Origin of the sequence: Maledivibacter sp., from assembly GCA_025210375.1 — a bacterium.
Lineage (GTDB): Bacteria > Bacillota > Clostridia > Peptostreptococcales > Caminicellaceae > JAOASB01.
Genome location: JAOASB010000033.1, coordinates 32,000 through 52,401 on the forward strand (window position 1 = coordinate 32,000; position 20,402 = coordinate 52,401).

Here is a 20,402-nt window from a genome sequence, read left to right on the forward strand (position 1 = left end):
ATACTTTAAAACCCAAAGATTATTCCTATGCCTTTGCTTGTTCGGCTTTATTATTGATAGAGCTTTCAATATAGCTTGTAATATTGTTAATAGTTGAAAATTTCCCATAGCTCAAATCCCTATCATCCCATTCAATCTCAAATTCCATCTCGGCAGCAATCACAACCCTCATAAAGGTTACAGAGTTTAGACCAATAGCCGATAGACTATCATCGGGTCCTAGATTTTCTAACCCCTCATCCTCTCCTATAAATTCCTTTAGCATGTTGACTACTCTTTTTCTGATTTCCTCTGACATTTTAAATACCCCCTTAATTGATAATTTCTATTAATTTTAAAAATAAAACTTCATTAAACACCCTTTCATCCCTTGCAGCTTCAATCAAATTTTGATATGATAATTCAAAAACCTCAGGTTTATATACAGGCATATACATAAACCTAATTAATGGCTTTCTTATCAATTCCCATTTCTCAATAATCCTGTCTAATAACTCAATAATCTCACTCTTATCTTCAAAAATCCTTAAAAGCCTATATTTTTCAAAATTTTTAGCATTGATAACGGCATTCAAGAACTCTATCAAATAATCAATATTCTCCTTTAATTCAATGTTAGACGATGATAGTTTTTTATAGCTTCTTATAAAATCACCTAATACCATCATGCTTGCTTCTACCGTTTCTTTATGGTTAAGCATATTTTCTGCAAATTCTCTTATATATTTCTTTATAGGCATCTGAGCTTTTTCATTTCTTTTATTACCTTCATTGAAGTCAAAAACATAATGTGTAGCAGCTTCCTTACCCTTTAGAAAATTCTCTATATAGCCATAATATGCTTTCTCTACATCAAGGTAGGGAATAACACATTTTTTATAGGACAGATTCTCAAATCTATCATGCTCAATAACGTTAAACAGCTTTTCTTTTTGGTTATATCCGTATATTAGTAATGAATGCTTTATATGCTGCTTTAGATATACATCCCTTCTTATTGACTCATAATATCCATCAACCCAAAGCACCACAGGTCTATCATCTGATATGGCTTCTATAATCTCCAAGATTATTTCCTTAGAGTTATATCTTTCATCGACTTCTATATCCTCTTGTTTGCAGACATGCTTTAAATCATCTTTTGCAAGATACTCAATTACATAGCTATTATTGTTATCATCTTCACTTTTTTGAAATACTATTATGTCCCTTAGTATAAAGGGCATTATATCTCCATTGAAATGATGTACTATGGGAAATAATGAGTTGTAAAAACAGTTTCTGTAAAATATATCATTAAAGGGCTCGAATTTATCTAGGATTTTACTATCCCTTTCATGGGATTTATTATATCCTATGTCATGTACAATTGTTTTCTGCATTTCAAAAGGCTTTATGTTAGTTTGAATACCTTCCTCATTTCCTCCAGATAAATGCTTAGCTAATTTATTAATGGATGGATATTTATAAAGATCCCTAGATGAAAACTCAATATTTAACTTTTCAAGCTCTACCTCTATTCTAATAGCAGATATGGAATTACCACCAAGCTCAAAGAAATCATCATCTATATTTATTTCCTTATGTCCAAGGATTTCTCCCCATATGTTTCCCAGGCATCTTTCCAGCTGTGAGTAATCCTTATTTTTTCTTCCCCTTAGCAAAACATCCTTCTTTTTAGGTTTTTCTATATCCTTTAATGCATCCGACTCTCTCTTTTCATATTTTTCCTTCAATCCTTCATTTACTTTAATTCCAATATCAAATATTGTCTTATCAAAATCACAACCATAATAATTAAAGTCACCTATCATAATCCTATCTTTATCTTTTATATTTTCACCTACAACCTTTTTAAAGGAATCTATAGCCTGTTTAGTTGTAAAGGCTCTAAATATGCTATTATCAATCTCTCCGATGTAGCCTACAGCCATTCCGGTTTCCTTCCATCCTGTCCAATTGATGGTTAGAGTAGGTTTTCCCAATCCATTTCTATAGTAAGAAAATGCATCAAGATAAGAATTAGCAGCTGTATAGTCTCCCTGTCCTGGAGCCCCGGATATTGAAGTAATAGATGAAAATAATATGAAAAAGTCTAATTCATCATTTTTTGTCATATCATCAAGTAGCCATGTTCCCTGTACCTTTGGAAGCAGTACATCCTTAAATACTTCTTCATCTTTATTAATGATAAATCCATCTCCAGGTACCCCTGCACAATGTATGATACCATCGATACCCCCATAGCTTCCTCTAACGTCCTCTAACACCCTTTTAAGTTCATTGGGGTTAGATATATCAGCATTATAGTAGGACACTTTAGCCCCCATAGCTTCAATTTCCACTATGTTTTTTATTTTTCTCGTAATGCTATTTTTTTCACCTTTAAGCTTTAATTGCCACTCCCTAGAATCTGGCAATTTTGTCCTATTAATAAGCACTAGATTCACTTTATGGATAGAAGCTATGTATTTTGATATTTCTGCCCCAATACCTCCCGCTCCACCTGTTATGATATACACGCCTCCATCTTTAATCCCCAATCCCTTAATATCAACTTTATCTATATCTACATCAATTAATTGTTCCACATATCTTGTATTATTACGGTATGCTATCTGATAAGGTCTATCCCCTAACCATATCTCTTTAATGATTTGCTCCAAATCCGTACAAGCATCTATATCTACCTGCTTGCAGCTTAAATTTTTATTCTCAAAGCCTATCACTTTGCCAAGACCCATTAATGTCCCATTCTCAGGATTAAACCTTTCTTCTTTTCCCGTCACCCTATTTACATAATCAGAAATTATTGTTATATCTATCTTTTCCTTCAAGTTAACATTACCAATGGCTTTTACTAAATAAAACAGACTGTAGACCCCTATCCTCTGGGTATGCTGAAAATCTTCCCAGCTTTCTATTTCCTGAGTAGTTTTGATAGAAGCCATATGTATTATTTTCCTTATATCTCTATTCTTAAGCTCCTTAATAAGCTTTATATAGCTCTCATAACTATCATCTATGCTATAGCTATTATCATTAATTTTTTTATATTCCCTGTCCATGCTAATCTCTATGGTATCTATTCCCTTATACTTAAGCTTTTCAGCTATTTTATTTCCTTTACCTGTACTATCCTTAAAAATTAAGACGAAGCCCTTTTCCTCAATACTTATACTGTCACTAATTGGTTCACATATCCATTCCATTTCATAATAATAGCTGCTATTTTTATGGATTTCATCTTCTTCAATGCCAGGGATATCGAGCCAGCATCTATTTTTTACAAATGGATAGGTAGGAATGCTTATTCTTTGTCTTCTTTCATGTCCATAGAGTCTTTCCCATCCAATATCAGCTCCTTTTATATATGAATCACAGATATCATGTAATACAGCCTTCCTATCCCTCTGTGAATCAATATATTCTTTGATTTTTATATCCACCAGCTTACACATACCCCTATTATTCTTTTCCATAAGTTTATCTTCATTTTGTCTATTAGTAACATTAAAGCTTGTATAGCATAAATCCTGTAATTCAATCTCTTTAAAACCATTAAGTCTAATATCCCTTAGCAATGAAAGTAATTCTTCCTTATCCTTTGCCAATAAAGCTACTCTATAGCTGTAATGCCCTCTTCCAGTATTTGCTGTATAGCACAAATCTTTAAAATTTATATCATCATATGTACTTAAATAATCACAGTATCTACCTATCAAGCTCTGGAGTGCCATTTTGCTTTTAGCTGAAATAGTTAGTATCTCAAAGCTCTTAAAGTCTTCTTTTTTGACGTTTCTAATTATAGGTGACTCTTCAAGTACTATATGACAATTGGTACCGCTCAATCCAAAGGCACTTACTCCACAACGTCTTTTCTCCCTATTTGAATTCCATTTTCTCAATTTATCATTAACATATACAGGGGAGTCAACAAATGGGATTTTTCTATTTGGTCTTTTAAAATGTAGTGTCGGGAATAATTCCTTATATTTTAAAGATAGTATTGCCTTTACCAGGCCTACTGCTCCAGCGGTATTATCTAAATGTCCAATATTGCTTTTTACTGACCCAACTGCACAAAATTGCTTTTTATCGGTGTATCTCCTAAATGCCCTTGTTATACCTTCGATTTCTATAGGATCTCCAAGCTTAGTTCCTGTGCCATGGGCTTCTATATAGGATATTGTCTCCGGATTAATACCCGCCCTGTTCCACGCATCTACAATAACTTCCTCCTGGGCCCTAGCATTTGGTGCCGTTAGACCGATTGAACTGCCATCCTGATTTATGGCACTGGACTTAATAACTCCATATATATTGTCCCTATCCTTTAAAGCTCGTGTTAAGGGCTTTAGTAGTATTACAACTACACCTTCCCCAGCACCTGTTCCATCAGAGCTGTCATCAAAGGTTTTTGCCCTTGCCGTAGAGGATTCTATTCCTACCTCATAGTTTCTCACTGGTATTAAATGAAGCTGTATACCTCCTGCTAAAGCTAAATCACATTCACCATTTCTTATGGACTGACAAGCTAGATGAATAGCCACAAGGGAGGATGAGCATGTAGTATCCACCACCATGCTTGGTCCCCTCAAATCCAATATATATGATAGCCTGCTTGCTATAATGGGTCTTGTATTTCCAGGCATAGCCATGGCTGCACAGTCTGGTTCAATTTCACTTATCATTCTTTTATAATCCGGTTCAGAACCAAATCCCAAATATACTCCTGTCTTACTTCCAACAAGCCTTTGTCCTCCATAACCAGCATCTTCAATGGTATTCCATGCGGTTTCAAGGAATAGCCTTTGATTCGGGTCTAATAGGGAAGCCTCCTTAGGGGATATTTTATAAAAATTATAGTCAAACTTATCTATATCTTCGATATAAGCAGCCTCTCCATATTTTATCTTTTTCAAATCTTTTCCTAAAAACTTGAAATATCTATCTACATCGTTCTTTCTAGATAAAGGCATTTCTCCAACGCAGTCGGTACCACTTCTAAGATTGTTCAAGAACTCCTCCATAGTATTAGCCCTAGGGAGCTTCAAGGATATACCTATTATTGCTATATCATTCTTTGATACTTCATCAAGCTTGACTTTTTCAGCTTCTTGATATAAGGCGTTATCTATTTCTGAATCTACACCCCTATTATCTATGTATTTTCCTTGCTTTGATATGGTTGTATATGTGAATAAATCTGTAATAGTGAGTCCAAAGGAATATTGCTTTTCCATCATCCCGTACATCTGCATTAACAGTATGGAATTTCCTCCCACATCAAAGAAATTCTCATTTAGTCCAATACCCTTAGTATGAAGTACCTCCTCCCATATCCTTAGGAGTTTTTCTTCCGTGGAGCTTAGATTTTCCTTAGTTTTAACTTCATTATCAAAGGGATTATTACAATTACTTAGGGCCCTTATATCAACCTTTGAATTAGAAGTCATAGGTATACTATCGATCCTATAAAAATATGCCGGTATCATGTATGAAGGAAGCTTATTACCTAGGTAATCCCTTAATTCCTGGGGTTTAACTTCATGTCTAGGAATTATATAGGCTCCTAGGCTTTTTATGCCCCTTGGGGAATCAATAGGTATAACTACTGCATCTTCAACGGAATCATGTATTTTCAAATGGTACTCTATTTCACCGGGTTCAACTCTAAATCCCCTTATTTTAACTTGCTCATCATACCTTCCTAAAAACTCAATATTTCCATCATCAAGCCATTTTCCAATATCCCCTGTTCTATACATGACATTGTTAGAATCAAAGGGGTCCTTAACAAACCTATCCTCTGATAATTTCCTATTGTTGATATATCCCCTTGCAATACCAGCCCCCGAAATACATATCTCTCCGGGTATCCCAATGGGCATCATCATATCGTCCTTATTAAGTATATATATTCTATAGTTATGAATGGGCTTTCCTATAGGAATATTTATCTCATTATCATCCATACAACATCTATAATAGGAAGCACATACAGTTGCCTCAGTAGGTCCATATGTATTGTATACTCTAGCATAACTACTAAGCTTTGAAATATGCTGAGGTTTAAGCACATCAGCTCCACTCAAAAAAGTATGTACACTTTCCAGCCTTGGTACTTTATTTAACTCGTTTAAAAGAAGGGGCTGACAAGTGACTACACTTATATGATTCCTATTTATTATTTCTATTAGCTTGTTGATATCTAATACATCAAGCTTATCCACAATGACGATACTCCCACCATTAAGTAATGCAGGATATATCTCCTCTACAGAGTGATCAAAGGAGCATGGTGCCTGTTGAAGAACAACGTCATCAGAGGTAAGGCTAAATTCCCTTTGAAAAGCATTAACATAGGCTATAAGATTTCTATGTTCAGCCATAACCCCCTTGGGTTTACCAGTAGAACCTGAAGTATATATGATATACGCCAAATCTTTATTGGAATTAATGTTTTCAAGATTGTCACTGGCACCTGTATATATATTCTCATCATCCATATATATAGTTGTCCCTTTATAATCAAAGCCTGGCAATAATTTTCTTTGGGTCAGCACTACTCCAGCTCCAGAATCCTCCAGTATATAGGATATCCTTTCTAAAGAACACCCATGATCTATTGGGATATATGCTCCCCCAGATTTCAATACTGCCATCATGGCTATGATTGAATAAACTGAACGTTTAACAATAATTCCTACTGTGTCCTCAGCCTTTATACCATTTTGTCTTAATAATCTAGCTAACATATTTGCTTTTGCATTTATCTCCCCATAGGTATATTCTTTGTCATTATAGATTACAGCTACGGCATTAGGATTTTTAAGGGTCTGCTTTTCAAAAAGCCCATGTATAACTTGATTTTCAAAGTTATTTTCTATGGGACTGTTAAATCCATGGAGTATTTGCTTTCTTTCTTCCTTTGAGGTTATGTCTATGTTTGAAAGCATTTCATTATGATCACCTAGTATTTGCAACAGGATTTCCTTAAAATGTCCTGCCATTCTCTCGATGGTATCATCCATGAATTTTTGTGAATTATAGGAGAAATCCAATTCAAGAACATCAAAGCTTGTTATTCCAAGGGTAATATCATAATTTGTTGTTTCATACATGCTGTAGCCTTCAATCTCTATAACTCCTTTATTCCTTATGCTGTCATCAAGGGGGTAGTTCTCCAAAACCACAATAGAATTAAAAATACTATCGCTGCCTTGTATTTCTGAGCAAGCTTTAATATCGACTAAGGGTGTATTTTCATGTTCTTTTCTTTTCTTCAAATCAGAATTTACACTTTTTATCAAATCTATTAATTTATAATTATCCTTAGATAGTATTCTTAGAGGTATTGTATTGATAAATAAACCTACAATTTCCTCCACTCCTTTAATATCAGTTGTTCTTCCCGCCACAGTTGTTCCAAAAACCACATCCCTTGAACTATTATACTTTTGGAGTAATATCCCCCATATGGTGTAAAAAACAGAAGCTAGGGTTATTTCATGACTCCTTATAAAATCATATAAATCCTTGGTTTGTAAGGTGGTCAGTCTTGAAGTGAAGCTTTTCATTACTGCTTCATTAAGATTATTATTGTCATAGGGAAGTGCAGTTCTCCCATGGAACTCCTTTAAATAACCCTTCCAAAAGCTGTTGTTGAGTTTTTCATTTTGGGTTTGTTCCCATTTTATGAATTCCTTATATCTATTTTTCGCAGGCTTAACTAATTGATTATTGTAATGAAAAGCATTGTAGGCATTTATAAATTCCTTTAATATTATTCCATTGCTCCAGCCGTCAAATATAATATGATGCCAAGTCACAACCATTTCCCATTTATTTTCCCTTAATTTATATACATCTACTTTTAATGGTTGAGTCTCAATATCTAACTCCTGCTTCCTATCCCTTTCTTTAATGCTTTTTAGCTCTTTATCACAATCTCCCTTGGATAGATCTGAAAAATCATGCTCATTTATAGGCACTTTAAATTCCCTTAGAATAATTTGAGCTGGCTTTGAAAGCTTTTCCCATCTAAAAACAGTCCTCAGCATTTCGTTTGTTTCTACCACAAAATCCCATGACCTTCTAAGGGTTGTCATACAAATATCCCCCGATAATGATAGGCTCAGTTGCTGACAATAATAACCCCGACCCTTATTTTTTAAATAATGAAAAAGCAACCCCTTTTGTATGGAGGATAACGCCAGTATATCTTCAATATTTTGCTTATCAATTTTTTTCGAATGATCCTTTATCATATTCCTCTCACCCTCCAATGATAAACAACTTTTTATTAATTTTTTAGTCCCTTATCTATGATTGATTTACTAATAATTTTTCCCATTTCCATTTTGATGACCCTATCTGCAATGTCAAAATAACTATCGTCATGGGTTATAGCTATTATGCACTTACCCCTACTGCTGAGCTGAGGTAATAATTCATTGTAAAAGAATTTTCTAAACTCTGGGTCTTGGTCAGCTGCCCATTCATCAAATAGATATACGGATCGGTCCTCAAGATAGCTTATCAAAAGTGCCAATCTTTTTCTTTGACCTGTAGAAAATTTGATGCTGCTGAAAACCCCATTATCTATATGTACTTTGTCATTCATTCCTAGTATCTTTAGGTATCTTTGTATTTCATTACCCCTTAGCCCATCATCAATTCCATATAGCTTTTCAAACAAATGAAAATCACTAAAAATTGCTGAGAAGCTTTGTCGGAGTTCTAAAGAATCTACTTTTTTACCATTGATACTTATCTTTCCATTGTCAGGTGTATATAGGCCAGTAATCAGTTTAGCTAGAGTGGATTTCCCGCTCCCGTTTCCCCCTGTTATAAAGGTAATTTCTCCAGCTTTGAAGACTTCGTTAATAGGCCCAATTGAAAAGCCCTTTCCATTATTTTTTACATATCGATACTCTACTTCTTCCAGCTGTATTGACAAATCCTTCAAACCATTACTATTAGTCACTTGTATCAATTTAGCGTTTTCCATGGAATCCAGCTTATCAGCCATTTCATTAATCCTTCTCCAACTAATTCTTACTTTATATATTTCTGGTATAGCTCCTAAGATACCGTGAACTGGACCTGTCATATATAAAAGAATAAATACATAGGTTCTCAGAGAGTTAAAGTGCAAATCCTTAAACATTATAGGAAATGCAAAGGCTACGGCTCCAATAACAAAGGTGAATAGAAGCTCCCCAATAATATTTACATTTGCAAACTTAAGATCCCCCTGTATCCTTTTATCCTTATAAGCATTACAACTATTTTCCATATCTACCTTAAAATCATTCAGCTTTCCACTGTGTAAGCTAAGCTCTTTAAAGCCTCCTATTAAATCATTAATGAATTTGAAAAATTCGTTTTGTATGTCCCTGGTTTGCTCCCAAAACCTATTTGCGTGTTTTCCAATAAAGTAATATAGGGATGCAGCAAAGAGAATCACAAGTAATGCAACAATCAACCCGTAGAAATTTATGATCCCCATATATACAAAACAACATAATAGCGTTACAAAGCTTGTAGCTCCCGTTATTATTATGTTTGCAAATCTACTGATTATCTCAGTATCATTATTTAAAGCGGCTTGAATTTTTCCATATTCTATTTCTTCAATCTTCTGATATGATGTATGAAGTATTTTGTTAATTAACACCATTCTTTTTTCATATACAATATGATTTGCTATATTAATTAGTCTAGTTCTTACAAGCTTTTGTCCATAGACATATATAACTATGGCAATAGCAAAGTATAGAAACAGCCCACTTTGAAAGCCATGATCTCTGTTTAAGGTTTCATTTACTGTAAAAATAATAACTGCATTACCTAGTCCGCTGGCGACACTTAAAATAATCAAAGTAAATAGGGACTTATCATCCTGCTTTGGAAATAAAATTGTCATTATAAAATACAAGCTAAATACCAAAGCTAGGATAAATATTGATATAACTGCGTAAATAAGGCTTTGGGGAGCCCATACATCTACAAAGCTCCAGTTTAATCCCTCGTATAATATGTCTGGTATACTATATAGGCAATAAGTAAAGGCTGTCATGAATACAATAGCTGCCATAATGCTGATAATATTTCTTCTATTATTTCTTTGAACTCCATTCTTCTTTGTAAATATATCCATGAAATATCTAGAAAAAAAATATAGAATTAAAATTATTATGGGCACAGTGATAAAAACTATTGACGATGACACATTATCAAGACTTTTATACATATCCTTTTTAGGCTTAGGAAGCTTTTTATCACCAATAATATCCACAATTCCCTGACCAATTGTATATGTATTTTCTGAATTAAGGTTAGCTAGTACAGCAACCCCTATTTGATCTTGAGGTCTAAATACTATAAAGGATGAAAAATTAGGATTATTTCCACCATGGGATATCTCACCCGTTCCCTTTTGATGCACTGTCCAGCCCCCAGCATAGGAAGAACCTTCACTACCCGGTGGAACTGAACGATCAGCTTCATGGGATTTTTCAATAAGCCTTTTATCAAGCTTTATTTCATTATTCATATCCAGCTGTATCTTTAACCATTTAGCCATATCCTTTGTATTGGATATGAAATAGCCTGCTGGAGTATTCCCCCTATAGACAGGTGCTTGATATTCTCTAGGCTTTAGAAGACAAAGCTTATATCCCTTTGCCATATTCTCTAAAGGAATATTGTGTCTTGATAAATATGTATTATTGAGACCTAACTTATTCAAAATATTGTACTTAACATATTTTTCAAAGGACTGCCCAGATACTTTTTCAATTACCAAACCCAAAACATCGTAGTTTATGGTTGCATAAAGATACTTTTCACCGGGCTTAAAATCCAACTCTTTATTTACTAAGGTTCTTACGGTTTTTTCAAGGGCCTCATTACTATCATCAATGGGAATATCCCCAATTGTATTAAAGGGTACCCCACTTGTATGATGTAAAAAATGCTTTAGCTTGATGTCAACCGCTTTACCTTCATAATACACTTTAAACCAAGGTAGATACTTTGTTACTGAATCCTCCAGATTCAAAAGCCCCCTTTCCTCAAGCTCAAAAACTGCCAGAGCCGTAAAGGCTTTACTTGTTGACCCAAGCTCAAATAATGTATCAGCTGTAACTGGCTTCTTTTCTTCAATATTAGAAAATCCAAAGCCCTTTTGATATATGGTTCCATCTCCCTTTACAATAACAACAGAGAGTCCTGGTATTTTAGATTCCTTCATATTACTCTTTATAAATTCTTCTATTACTGCTTCCTTGTGTGAATTTATATCATTGAAGGCTGTGGTCACTAAGACTTCATACTGAAATATGAGTAATATGGAAAAAACAATTGAAAGAATTCCTATGAATTTACCTTGTTTCATGGTTTTTGCCCTATATATTCAAAAATTCTATTAACTGCATAGTCCAATCCTCCCGTTGCATCAAGGGACTTCCTTATTTTTGTCGAATTGTTCTTATATTTTTCATTGGTTAGTACTTCATTGACAGCATTCTTTAACTGTTCTGTACCTACTTCATCATTCCCGATATATATACCGATCTTGGCTTCCTCTATCATCCTTCCTCCCATGAATTGATCAAAGGATTGTGGAATTATGACAAAAGGAACCTCCATACATATGGCCTCATATACGCTATTAGTGCCACCATGGCTAACAAAAACATCTGTATACTTTAATATTTCAAGCTGTGGAACATATGATCTGATAATAAAATTATCTGGAATATAGTCTAAATCCTCTACCTTAATCTTATTGCCAATGGATAGAACCACTTGATTTTCTGTATCTCCAAAGGCTTCGATACAATTTCTATAGATATCTAGGGTTTCATTGAATATAGTCCCAAAGGCTATATATATAAGAGGTTTATCACTCAGCTTTTCATATGGAAAATCTACTTCCTCCACCCTAGGGTTTATAGAATATCCTACAAAAACATAGCTATCATCAAAGGCTTCTGAATACAATTGAAATTTCCTTGATGAAAAAATGATATTTAGCTTTTCCTTGCTGCCGAATATATCATTTATAACATTAGCGTCCTCTAGATTATATTTTTTTGACATCATTTTAGATGTTTTATCCATAAGCTTTCTATAGAAGCCTTCTTTCCCCCTATACTTCCTATATATAGCTTCATTGTCAGCTCTAAGTATGGTTTCCATAAATAATTTAGAATCTATATTAGACATCTCATCTATGAATGGATAATGGGTAGTAAGGGAAATACCGGGAATACCCAGCCTCTTAGAAACTTCCTTACCCCAATAGCAAAAAGCATCATGGATGATATAGTCCGGCTTTAAGGCTTCTATCTCATGGATTAACTCATCCATGATTATCCTACTTTTTTCTAAAAGATAGTCGGCAAACATCAAAAATGTATCTATACCATTTCCATCATAGGTTCCAAAGCCAAGTAACCCTCTATAGCTTTTAAATTTAGCTCCCGTTCCTTCTATCTTGTCACGGAACTGGTCGCTGCAATAGTATGTTACCACTTCACCCTTTTCTACAAGCTTTTTTACCAAGCCAATACTACAATTCACATGTCCATGTAAATCTACCCCAAAATATATGACCCTCGACATAACCAACATCCCAACCTTTTTTTATACATTATAAGCATCAAGCAAAAATACTATCTAGCTCATCCTGTGATAAATCAATAGTGTCAAAATCTGAAGAAGTAAAGTCTACTGTTTTCTTTCTGCAACAGTAAATTATTATGCCTTCTATATAATCCTTAAATGTATTCATAAAGCTATCGATATTTTCTTCTTGAAATTCATCCTGGCAATACTTTAATATTACATTTAGCTTTTTATCAATTACATAACAATTAATCTCCAATAGACAGGTTAAGTGATTCAATCTACAGCTATCATCACCTGATTGTTCATTCAATATCTCAATAATTTCTTTATCCAGATTTCCACTAAAATCCCCAAGATAATTGAATCTTATGTATCTCTTTTCTTCCTTAGTAAAAAATCCAGATAAATACTTTAATATACCAAAACCGATTCCGTTATTTGGAATCTTCCTCAACTCCTCCTTTACATGCTTTATATCCTCAGATAAATCCTTATCTTGAATATTTATCTTAAAGGGATATAAGCTTGTAAACCATCCAACGGTACTCGTTATGTCAATTTCCTTAAGTATGTCCTCTCTGCCATGACCTTCAAGCTCAATAACAATATCCTTACTCCTTGAAAATTGACTAATGGTTTTCAAAAGAGCAGTAATTAATAAATCCCTCGTATCGGTATTAAAGGCTTTATTAGCTCCTAACATTAACTTTTCTGTTATATCTTCACTAATTTCAATATCTATAGAACTACTATATCTAAAAGAAGTTTCATCCAAATCATAATCTGTAGGGAATTTAAATCCTCCTTCTACAACTGATTTCCAATATTCAAGCTCCCCATAGGCTTCATTTTCACTGTAATACTTAAGCATCTCAGCCCATTTTTGAAATGAATGGGTTTTTAAGGGAAGCTGTATATCCTCACCCCTAGCAATCTGCTTTAACATAGTATCTATGTCCTGCAATATGATTCTCCATGAAACTCCATCTATTACTAGATGATGTGCCGTCAACAATAGTCTTTTACCATTTTCACCTAGATTAAATAAACATGCTTTAATTAAAATACTATTTTCTAGATCAAAGCTTGCCTTTATCTGACCACCTATGCTTTGCATTTTGTTTGATTGTTCACAGATGGAAAACCCAGATAAATCATATTCCTTAACATTGTAGTGTTTAGATAGGTAATCATTATTATAGTATAGGACTTCGGTTTCTAGGCTATAGTTTATTCTCAATGAATCATGATGCTTTATTAGTTTATTAAGCATAGTTTCGAGACTTCTAACATCAATGTCCTCTTTTATTTTGAGTAGGATGCTTTGATTATAGTGTTCTGGCTTTACGAAGCTCTGTGATAAAAACCAAGCTACTATAGGTGTGGGCTTTATACTTCCCTTACAAGGCTCCTGACTAATGGCAATATCTTGGATTTGTCCAATATATAATGCCATATCTTCAATTATTGGATGGTCTAGTATGTCTTTAACCCTTAGCTTTAATCCTATTTGATTCATTTTTGATGAAATCTGTATAGCCTTTATGGAATCCCCACCAAGATGATAAAAATTATGCTTAAGTGATATCTCTTTAATCTTTAGAATTTCACAAATAATATTTACTAATTTCTCCTCACTTATATTTCCGTATGAAATATAATTTTGTTTCTCAACAGTCTCTGTTTGTGGTGGGGGTAATGATTCCCTATTTACCTTACCATTTGAAGTCAGTGGAATTTCATCCAGCTTAATAAAATATAGGGGTACCATGTAATCCGGTAAATATCTAGAAAGATAGTCCTTTAACTTATCTATTGAAATTTCAGTTTTTTGAACTATATATGCAATGAGATATTTGCCTAGTTCATTATCTTCATTGACTATAACAACGGCATCCTTAATCCCTTCATGGATTACTATATACTTTTCTATTTCCCCTAGTTCAATACGATAGCCCCGTATTTTAACCTGATTGTCTATTCTCCCAATATATTGGATTTCACCGTCACTTGAAAATCTTGCTAAATCACCGGTTCTATACATCCTCTTCCCATTGATAAAAGGATTATCTATAAACTTCCCATTGGTAAGCTTTGGCTTATTGAGATATCCCCTTGCAACGCCCTGCCCTGATATATATATTTCTCCTACAGCATTTTTAGGTAATGGATTAAGGTTTTTATCTAATATATATATCTGCACATTATCTGCGGGGATTCCTATAGGGACTGATTTATCATTATCCTTTTCAAAATCATATCCATGTATCATACAGCCTACCACTGCTTCTGTAGGCCCATATTCATTAAATATTTCAATATCTCCATTGAAGCTTTTATAAATACTTCCTGCAAGACTAACCTTTAAATCCTCTCCTCCAACAATAAACCTTTTTACCGAAGACCTTGTATTGTCCATATCCTTTAGCAGGGATAGATGGGAAGGAGTCAGTTTAATTACAGTTGCTTTATTATCTTTCATTATCCTATATAGCACATACTCATCCCCATCATCCCTGTATACTATGATCTCGTTACCACTTATCAATGGCGTGAAAATCGAGGTTATTGTAAGATCAAATGCTAAAGATGAATACAATGGAAAGACCTCTTTGTCCCTAACATACATTTTTACCGCCCAACAAATGTAATTAACTAGCCCTTGATGCTCTACCATTACACCCTTTGGCATACCTGTGGAGCCCGATGTATAGATTACATATGCTAAATCCTGTGGCTTACTGGGTCTATTTAGATTTGTCTTGTTCCCGCTATATATTGGGGAGTACCTAATATCTATAACTTCTCCCTTAAAATCAATATCCTTACTAAAGGAGAAATTGGTAAGCAAAATATCCACTCCACAATCTTCAAGAATATAATTGATCCTTTCTACTGGATAATTGGGATCAAGGGGTAGATATGCAGCCCCCGCTTTTAAAATCCCGAGTATCCCCACTACAGTCTCTATTGAGTGCTTTGTATATAGTCCTACAACAGACTCTCTTTCTATATTCCTTTGAATCAATACCCTGGCAAGTTGATTTGATTTTTCATTAAGCTCACTATAGGTTAGCCTAGTATCATTAAAGGAAATAGCTGTTTTATCTGGAGTTTTTTCTACCTGCTCTTCAAATAATTTATATATTATTTTATCCATGGGGTAATTTGATTTAGTAGAGTTAAATGTATATAGAAGCTTCCTCTTTTCAGCTTCTCGTATAATGCTTAGCCCACTTACCTTTTCCCCAGGATTTAGTATTGAATTTCTAATGATATGTATTATTTGATAATACATATTTTCTATTTGTGCCTTGGTATAGTCACCATACTTATAATCAAAATCCAGCATTATATTTCCTAAGTCAGACCATTCTCTTATAATCAATTGTAGAGAATAATTTTGTTTGCCATTATACAGCTCTATATTTTCTATAGGTAATCCATTTAATTGAGTATCAAGGCTAGTGTTATAGTAATTGACACAGATATTAAATAAATCGCCGTATCCTTTTTTCTTTAAATTCAGATCCTGTATTAAAAGATCATAGGGATACTTTTGATTGAAATAGCATTTTTTCAGCTTATAATTTACATCTGATATTATGTTTAACAAAGTAGATTTGTCATCTATATTGAATCTAAATGGCATTGTACTTGTAAACATACCAAAAATACTTCTTTCTTTTTTTCCACTTCTATTTAATACCGGTGTTCCTATTACAAGGTCATTATGCTGAGTAATCTTATATAGATATATTAAGAAAATAGAAATAAAAAATGTATTTAATGAGCATTTATGTTTATAAGCAAATTCCTTTATTTCCTTGGACATATTTATATCTAGATCAAAGGACCTTCTATTCCCCTCAATACCATTAGCACTATTACTTAAAGGACTTTGGGGCAGAGTGATAAACTCATTGTTCCAAAACTCCTTATTCTTAGTAAATCTCTTGGATTTTAAATACTCCTGTTCTCTTTGAATATATTCTATATATGAGGTATTGTATTTTTCATCAAGAATCTCTTTGTTTAAAAGCTTCATATATATATTGCATATCTCTTCAGTCATAATATTAATAGACCATCCGTCGGCAATAATATGATGAAATTTTACAAAATACCCACACTCTGCATCTGATATCTTAAATAGGGCAAAGTAAAATAATTCGTTTTTATATAATGAAAATGATTTTCCTATTTCCTTATCTATCCAAATATTAAAGTGTTTTTCACTTTCTTCATAGCAGCTAAAATCAAAAAAATCCAGCTTGTGATTTTTAAATTCATTGATATACTGCTTCACATCTCCATCATTTTCAATTAATTGCAGCCTAACCCCCTGATTCTTTTTAATAAAGATATTAATGGATTCTTCCAAGATATTAAAATCCACTATACCCTTTATCCTCACAACTCCACCAATATTATGCATAGATGTGTTGGGATGTATTTTTTCTATATACCATATTCTTTTTTGAGGATGAGTTAAATCATGGTATTCCATGTTATTTTGTAATAGCTTTGACTCATTCATATTGACACCTCGAATAAATAATCTCTATAGAACATATAGATGTTCCAGTTAAGCAGTTAATTTATACACATCAAAAATCCCTAAAAACATCGGATATTTTGAGATGTATAAATTAAGTTTAACTTTCGGAAATCTATACTTATAAATCTAGATTTCAACTTCTATGGCTTAAATGATATTTATTAATTCATCTACCTTTATTGTGGTTAAATCTACTGCCCTCATATCTAGTTGATTAAGCCTTGCTGCATAGCCCACTCCAAGCACCTTCATACCTCCATTTATTGCGGCTTTTACTCCAGCTTCTGCATCTTCAACGACTAAACAGTTTTGTGGCAAAACCTCTATTGCCCTAGCTGCCTTCATGAATACCTCTGGATCAGGCTTGCCTTTGGAAATATTATTACCATCTACTATGGCATCAAAGTATTTCTCTAATTGTATATTTTTTATTATTTTTGCTGCATTTTTACTTGATGAACCAATAGCAATTTTTATACCTTTTTCTTTTAAACCATTAAGTATAGTTATTACGCCGGGCAAAATATCCTTTGGAGTAATTTTATTTATAAATTCTTTATAATAATTATTCTTTATATCCGTCATCTCAAGCTTTTCATTTTGAGAGTATTCTTTATCTGCACTTTTTAATATTATTTCAAGGCTCTCCATTCTGCTGACGCCTCTCAAATGCTCATTAATTTTTCTATCAAAATATATGTCTCTTTCATCGGCCAGCCTTTTCCAAGCCTCAAAATGATAGTTATCAGTGGTTACTATTACTCCATCCAAATCAAATATGACTCCCTTTATCCTCATATATACTCACCCTTGAAGGACTCTCTTATATCAAAGGTTTCACCATTAACCCTTATTGTCATATGGGGGTTCTTTGCCTTTAATAACCTAACATTTATATTTTTTCTATCTATTTCAATCTTAAGTAAATTTCCTCTCCAATATAATTTAAAGGATAACTTCTTCCATTTTTCTGGCAGCCATGGATTAAAGGAAAGTATCCCCTTTTCATCTACTCCCATTCCTCCAAATCCACATATTACAGATTGCCAAGTTCCACCGGCAGAAGCGGCATGTATTCCTTCTCTGGTATTCCCTTGATTATCGGCTAAATCCACCATTACAGATCTTCTTAAATATTTATAGGCCATGGAATGGTCCTTTACTCTCAATCCCATAATCGAGTAAATACTAGGGCTAAGTGATGATCTGTGAAGAGTTCTTTTTTCATAATAATCATAGTTTATTTTTTTGATTTCATCGTTAAATTCTTCATCTAATAAAAACATGAGCATTAGTACATCGGCTTGTTTATTAATTTGTGTTAAACTCCTCTTTAAGCCCTTAGCACCTTCCGGACAAATAGGCATATCATTTTTATCATATTGAGTTATAATGAAATCCTTTAAATTAAAATAACCTTCAAATTGTTCTATTAATTTATCTTCTTTTCTAAAAGGAATATATATTTTCTCCTCTATTTTCTTCCATATGTTGAGTTCATCGTCGAATAGGGATATCCTTAAGCTTATCTCTTTATATACATTACAATAATCCTTTTTGATCCAATCAATTAATTCAAAGGCCTTTCTTATATTCCATCTGGCAAGATAATTTGTATATGTGTTGTTGTCAACTGCCTCATGCCATTCGTCTGGCCCAGTTACTGATTTTATTTCATATCTATCATATTCCTCATTATAATCGCATCGTGATACCCAGAATCTGGCGGTTTCTAGTATAATCTCAACACCATATTTAAGCATAAAATCTATATCATGAGTAATTTTGAAGTAATTATTTATACCATAGGCCACATCGGCAGTAATATGATGTTCATATTTTGCTACATAGCATCTATAGCATGTTCCGTCGGGATCGATTGTCCAATCTGGACATTGTTCATCGCCAGTATCCGCTGACTCCCAAGGATACTTCGCACCTTTGTATCCATTAAGCTTGGCATTTTCCCTTGCTTTATCAATTAAATTGTATCTATATTTTAAAAGAGTTCTTGCTGTATCTGGATTTGTGTATATAAAAAATGGAAGCATAAATAACTCGGTGTCCCAATACACATGACCTCCATACTCCTCCCCATGAAGGAGCTTTGCTCCTAAACTTACTCTATCATCCTTACCATTTGCGGTACTCATCAAATGAAAAATGTTGAACCTCAAAGCTTTATCTACCTCTTCGTCGCCTTCAATATTAACATCAGCTATATCCCACATTTTTTCATATATTTTTATATGTTCACTCAATTCTTTTTGGATTCCATCATTTATAAAAGCTTTTATTTCCCTTTCAACACATTCTTTTATTGAATCTCTGCTTACATCTCTTTCGGTAAAAACCGAAGCATATTTATTAATTTCTATGGTTTTATTTTGAACAACATCAAAATCTACAAATTCAAGGGCTAATTCCCCAAAGGCCGAAAATCTTTTGTTCTTTATAATGTTGTTGTTTTCATTTTTTTGATATACCCTTACACTTGATCCTGTTCCTATATGCAAGTCAAAATCCCTGGTAGCCGATTCTATGTAACACCCCTGGTCATTCATACTAGAGTTTTCAAGGGTATTTAAATGCTTGACTCTAAATCGTGGAAAATCTTTGAAATTCAAGACTGTCCCGTCAACTATGTTTTCCATTTCCATAACTCCACTATAGTTTAAAGGAGTCACATAAAGCTTTATTGCCGCCCTATGAACATTATTTCTACTTAAAAACCTATACCCCTCAATCAATGTCTCCCTACCAAAGGGATCGCGTAATTTGACTCTTTTAACAAGGATTCCTTTTTTCATATCCAGAACTCTTTTAAATTCCAATACCTCACATTCTTCAACGCTTAGCATATTTCTTTCAACATACAATCTTATTCCAAGCCAGTCAGGAGTATTTGCCAGCTCCCTCATAAATGCCTCGGATTTATCAAACACCCCTGCAATATATGTACATGGAAGACTTCTCTTTACACACTCTTCATGGGAACCCCTCGTACACATATATCCATTTGTAAGGGCAAAATTTGTTTCATATACTAGATTAAAATCGGAATTGTATTCTTCCTGCCATATCAACCATCTATCTTCACTTAATAAACTTCTTATATCCTCAGAAAATTGATTTTTCCCCATACTTTTTATTGAAATAGTAGACATATCATACATCTACTCCTTTCATAATTACT

7 protein-coding genes are annotated in these 20,402 nt (G+C 33.5%); all 7 read right to left on the reverse strand.

Going from position 1 to position 20,402, the window contains the following annotated elements:
- Window positions 1–25 precede the first annotated feature (25 nt).
- A complete protein-coding gene (locus N4A68_11685; protein ID MCT4564956.1) occupies window positions 26–298 on the reverse strand; it encodes an acyl carrier protein in 273 nt (90 codons plus the stop codon).
- 13 nt (window positions 299–311) lie between these two features.
- The gene (locus N4A68_11690; GenBank protein MCT4564957.1) at window positions 312–8,273 is read right to left on the reverse strand and encodes an amino acid adenylation domain-containing protein; all 7,962 of its coding nucleotides are present in this window, start codon (window positions 8,271–8,273) and stop codon (window positions 312–314) included.
- A gap of 35 nt (window positions 8,274–8,308) precedes the next feature.
- Window positions 8,309–11,407, reverse strand: coding sequence for a cyclic peptide export ABC transporter (locus N4A68_11695; protein ID MCT4564958.1), 3,099 nt, complete (start codon window positions 11,405–11,407; stop codon window positions 8,309–8,311).
- The gene (locus N4A68_11700) at window positions 11,404–12,639 is read right to left on the reverse strand and encodes a hypothetical protein (protein MCT4564959.1); all 1,236 of its coding nucleotides are present in this window, start codon (window positions 12,637–12,639) and stop codon (window positions 11,404–11,406) included. The genes N4A68_11695 and N4A68_11700 overlap by 4 nt, the downstream gene beginning before the upstream one ends.
- Window positions 12,640–12,676: 37 nt before the next feature.
- A complete protein-coding gene (locus N4A68_11705) occupies window positions 12,677–17,185 on the reverse strand; it encodes an amino acid adenylation domain-containing protein (protein ID MCT4564960.1) in 4,509 nt (1,502 codons plus the stop codon).
- 168 nt (window positions 17,186–17,353) lie between these two features.
- A complete protein-coding gene (pgmB, locus tag N4A68_11710) occupies window positions 17,354–18,004 on the reverse strand; it encodes a beta-phosphoglucomutase (protein ID MCT4564961.1) in 651 nt (216 codons plus the stop codon).
- Window positions 18,001–20,373 (reverse strand): glycoside hydrolase family 65 protein, encoded by a 2,373-nt coding sequence (locus tag N4A68_11715; GenBank protein ID MCT4564962.1) that lies wholly within the window; start codon window positions 20,371–20,373, stop codon window positions 18,001–18,003. The genes pgmB and N4A68_11715 overlap by 4 nt, the downstream gene beginning before the upstream one ends.
- Window positions 20,374–20,402: the final 29 nt, after the last annotated feature.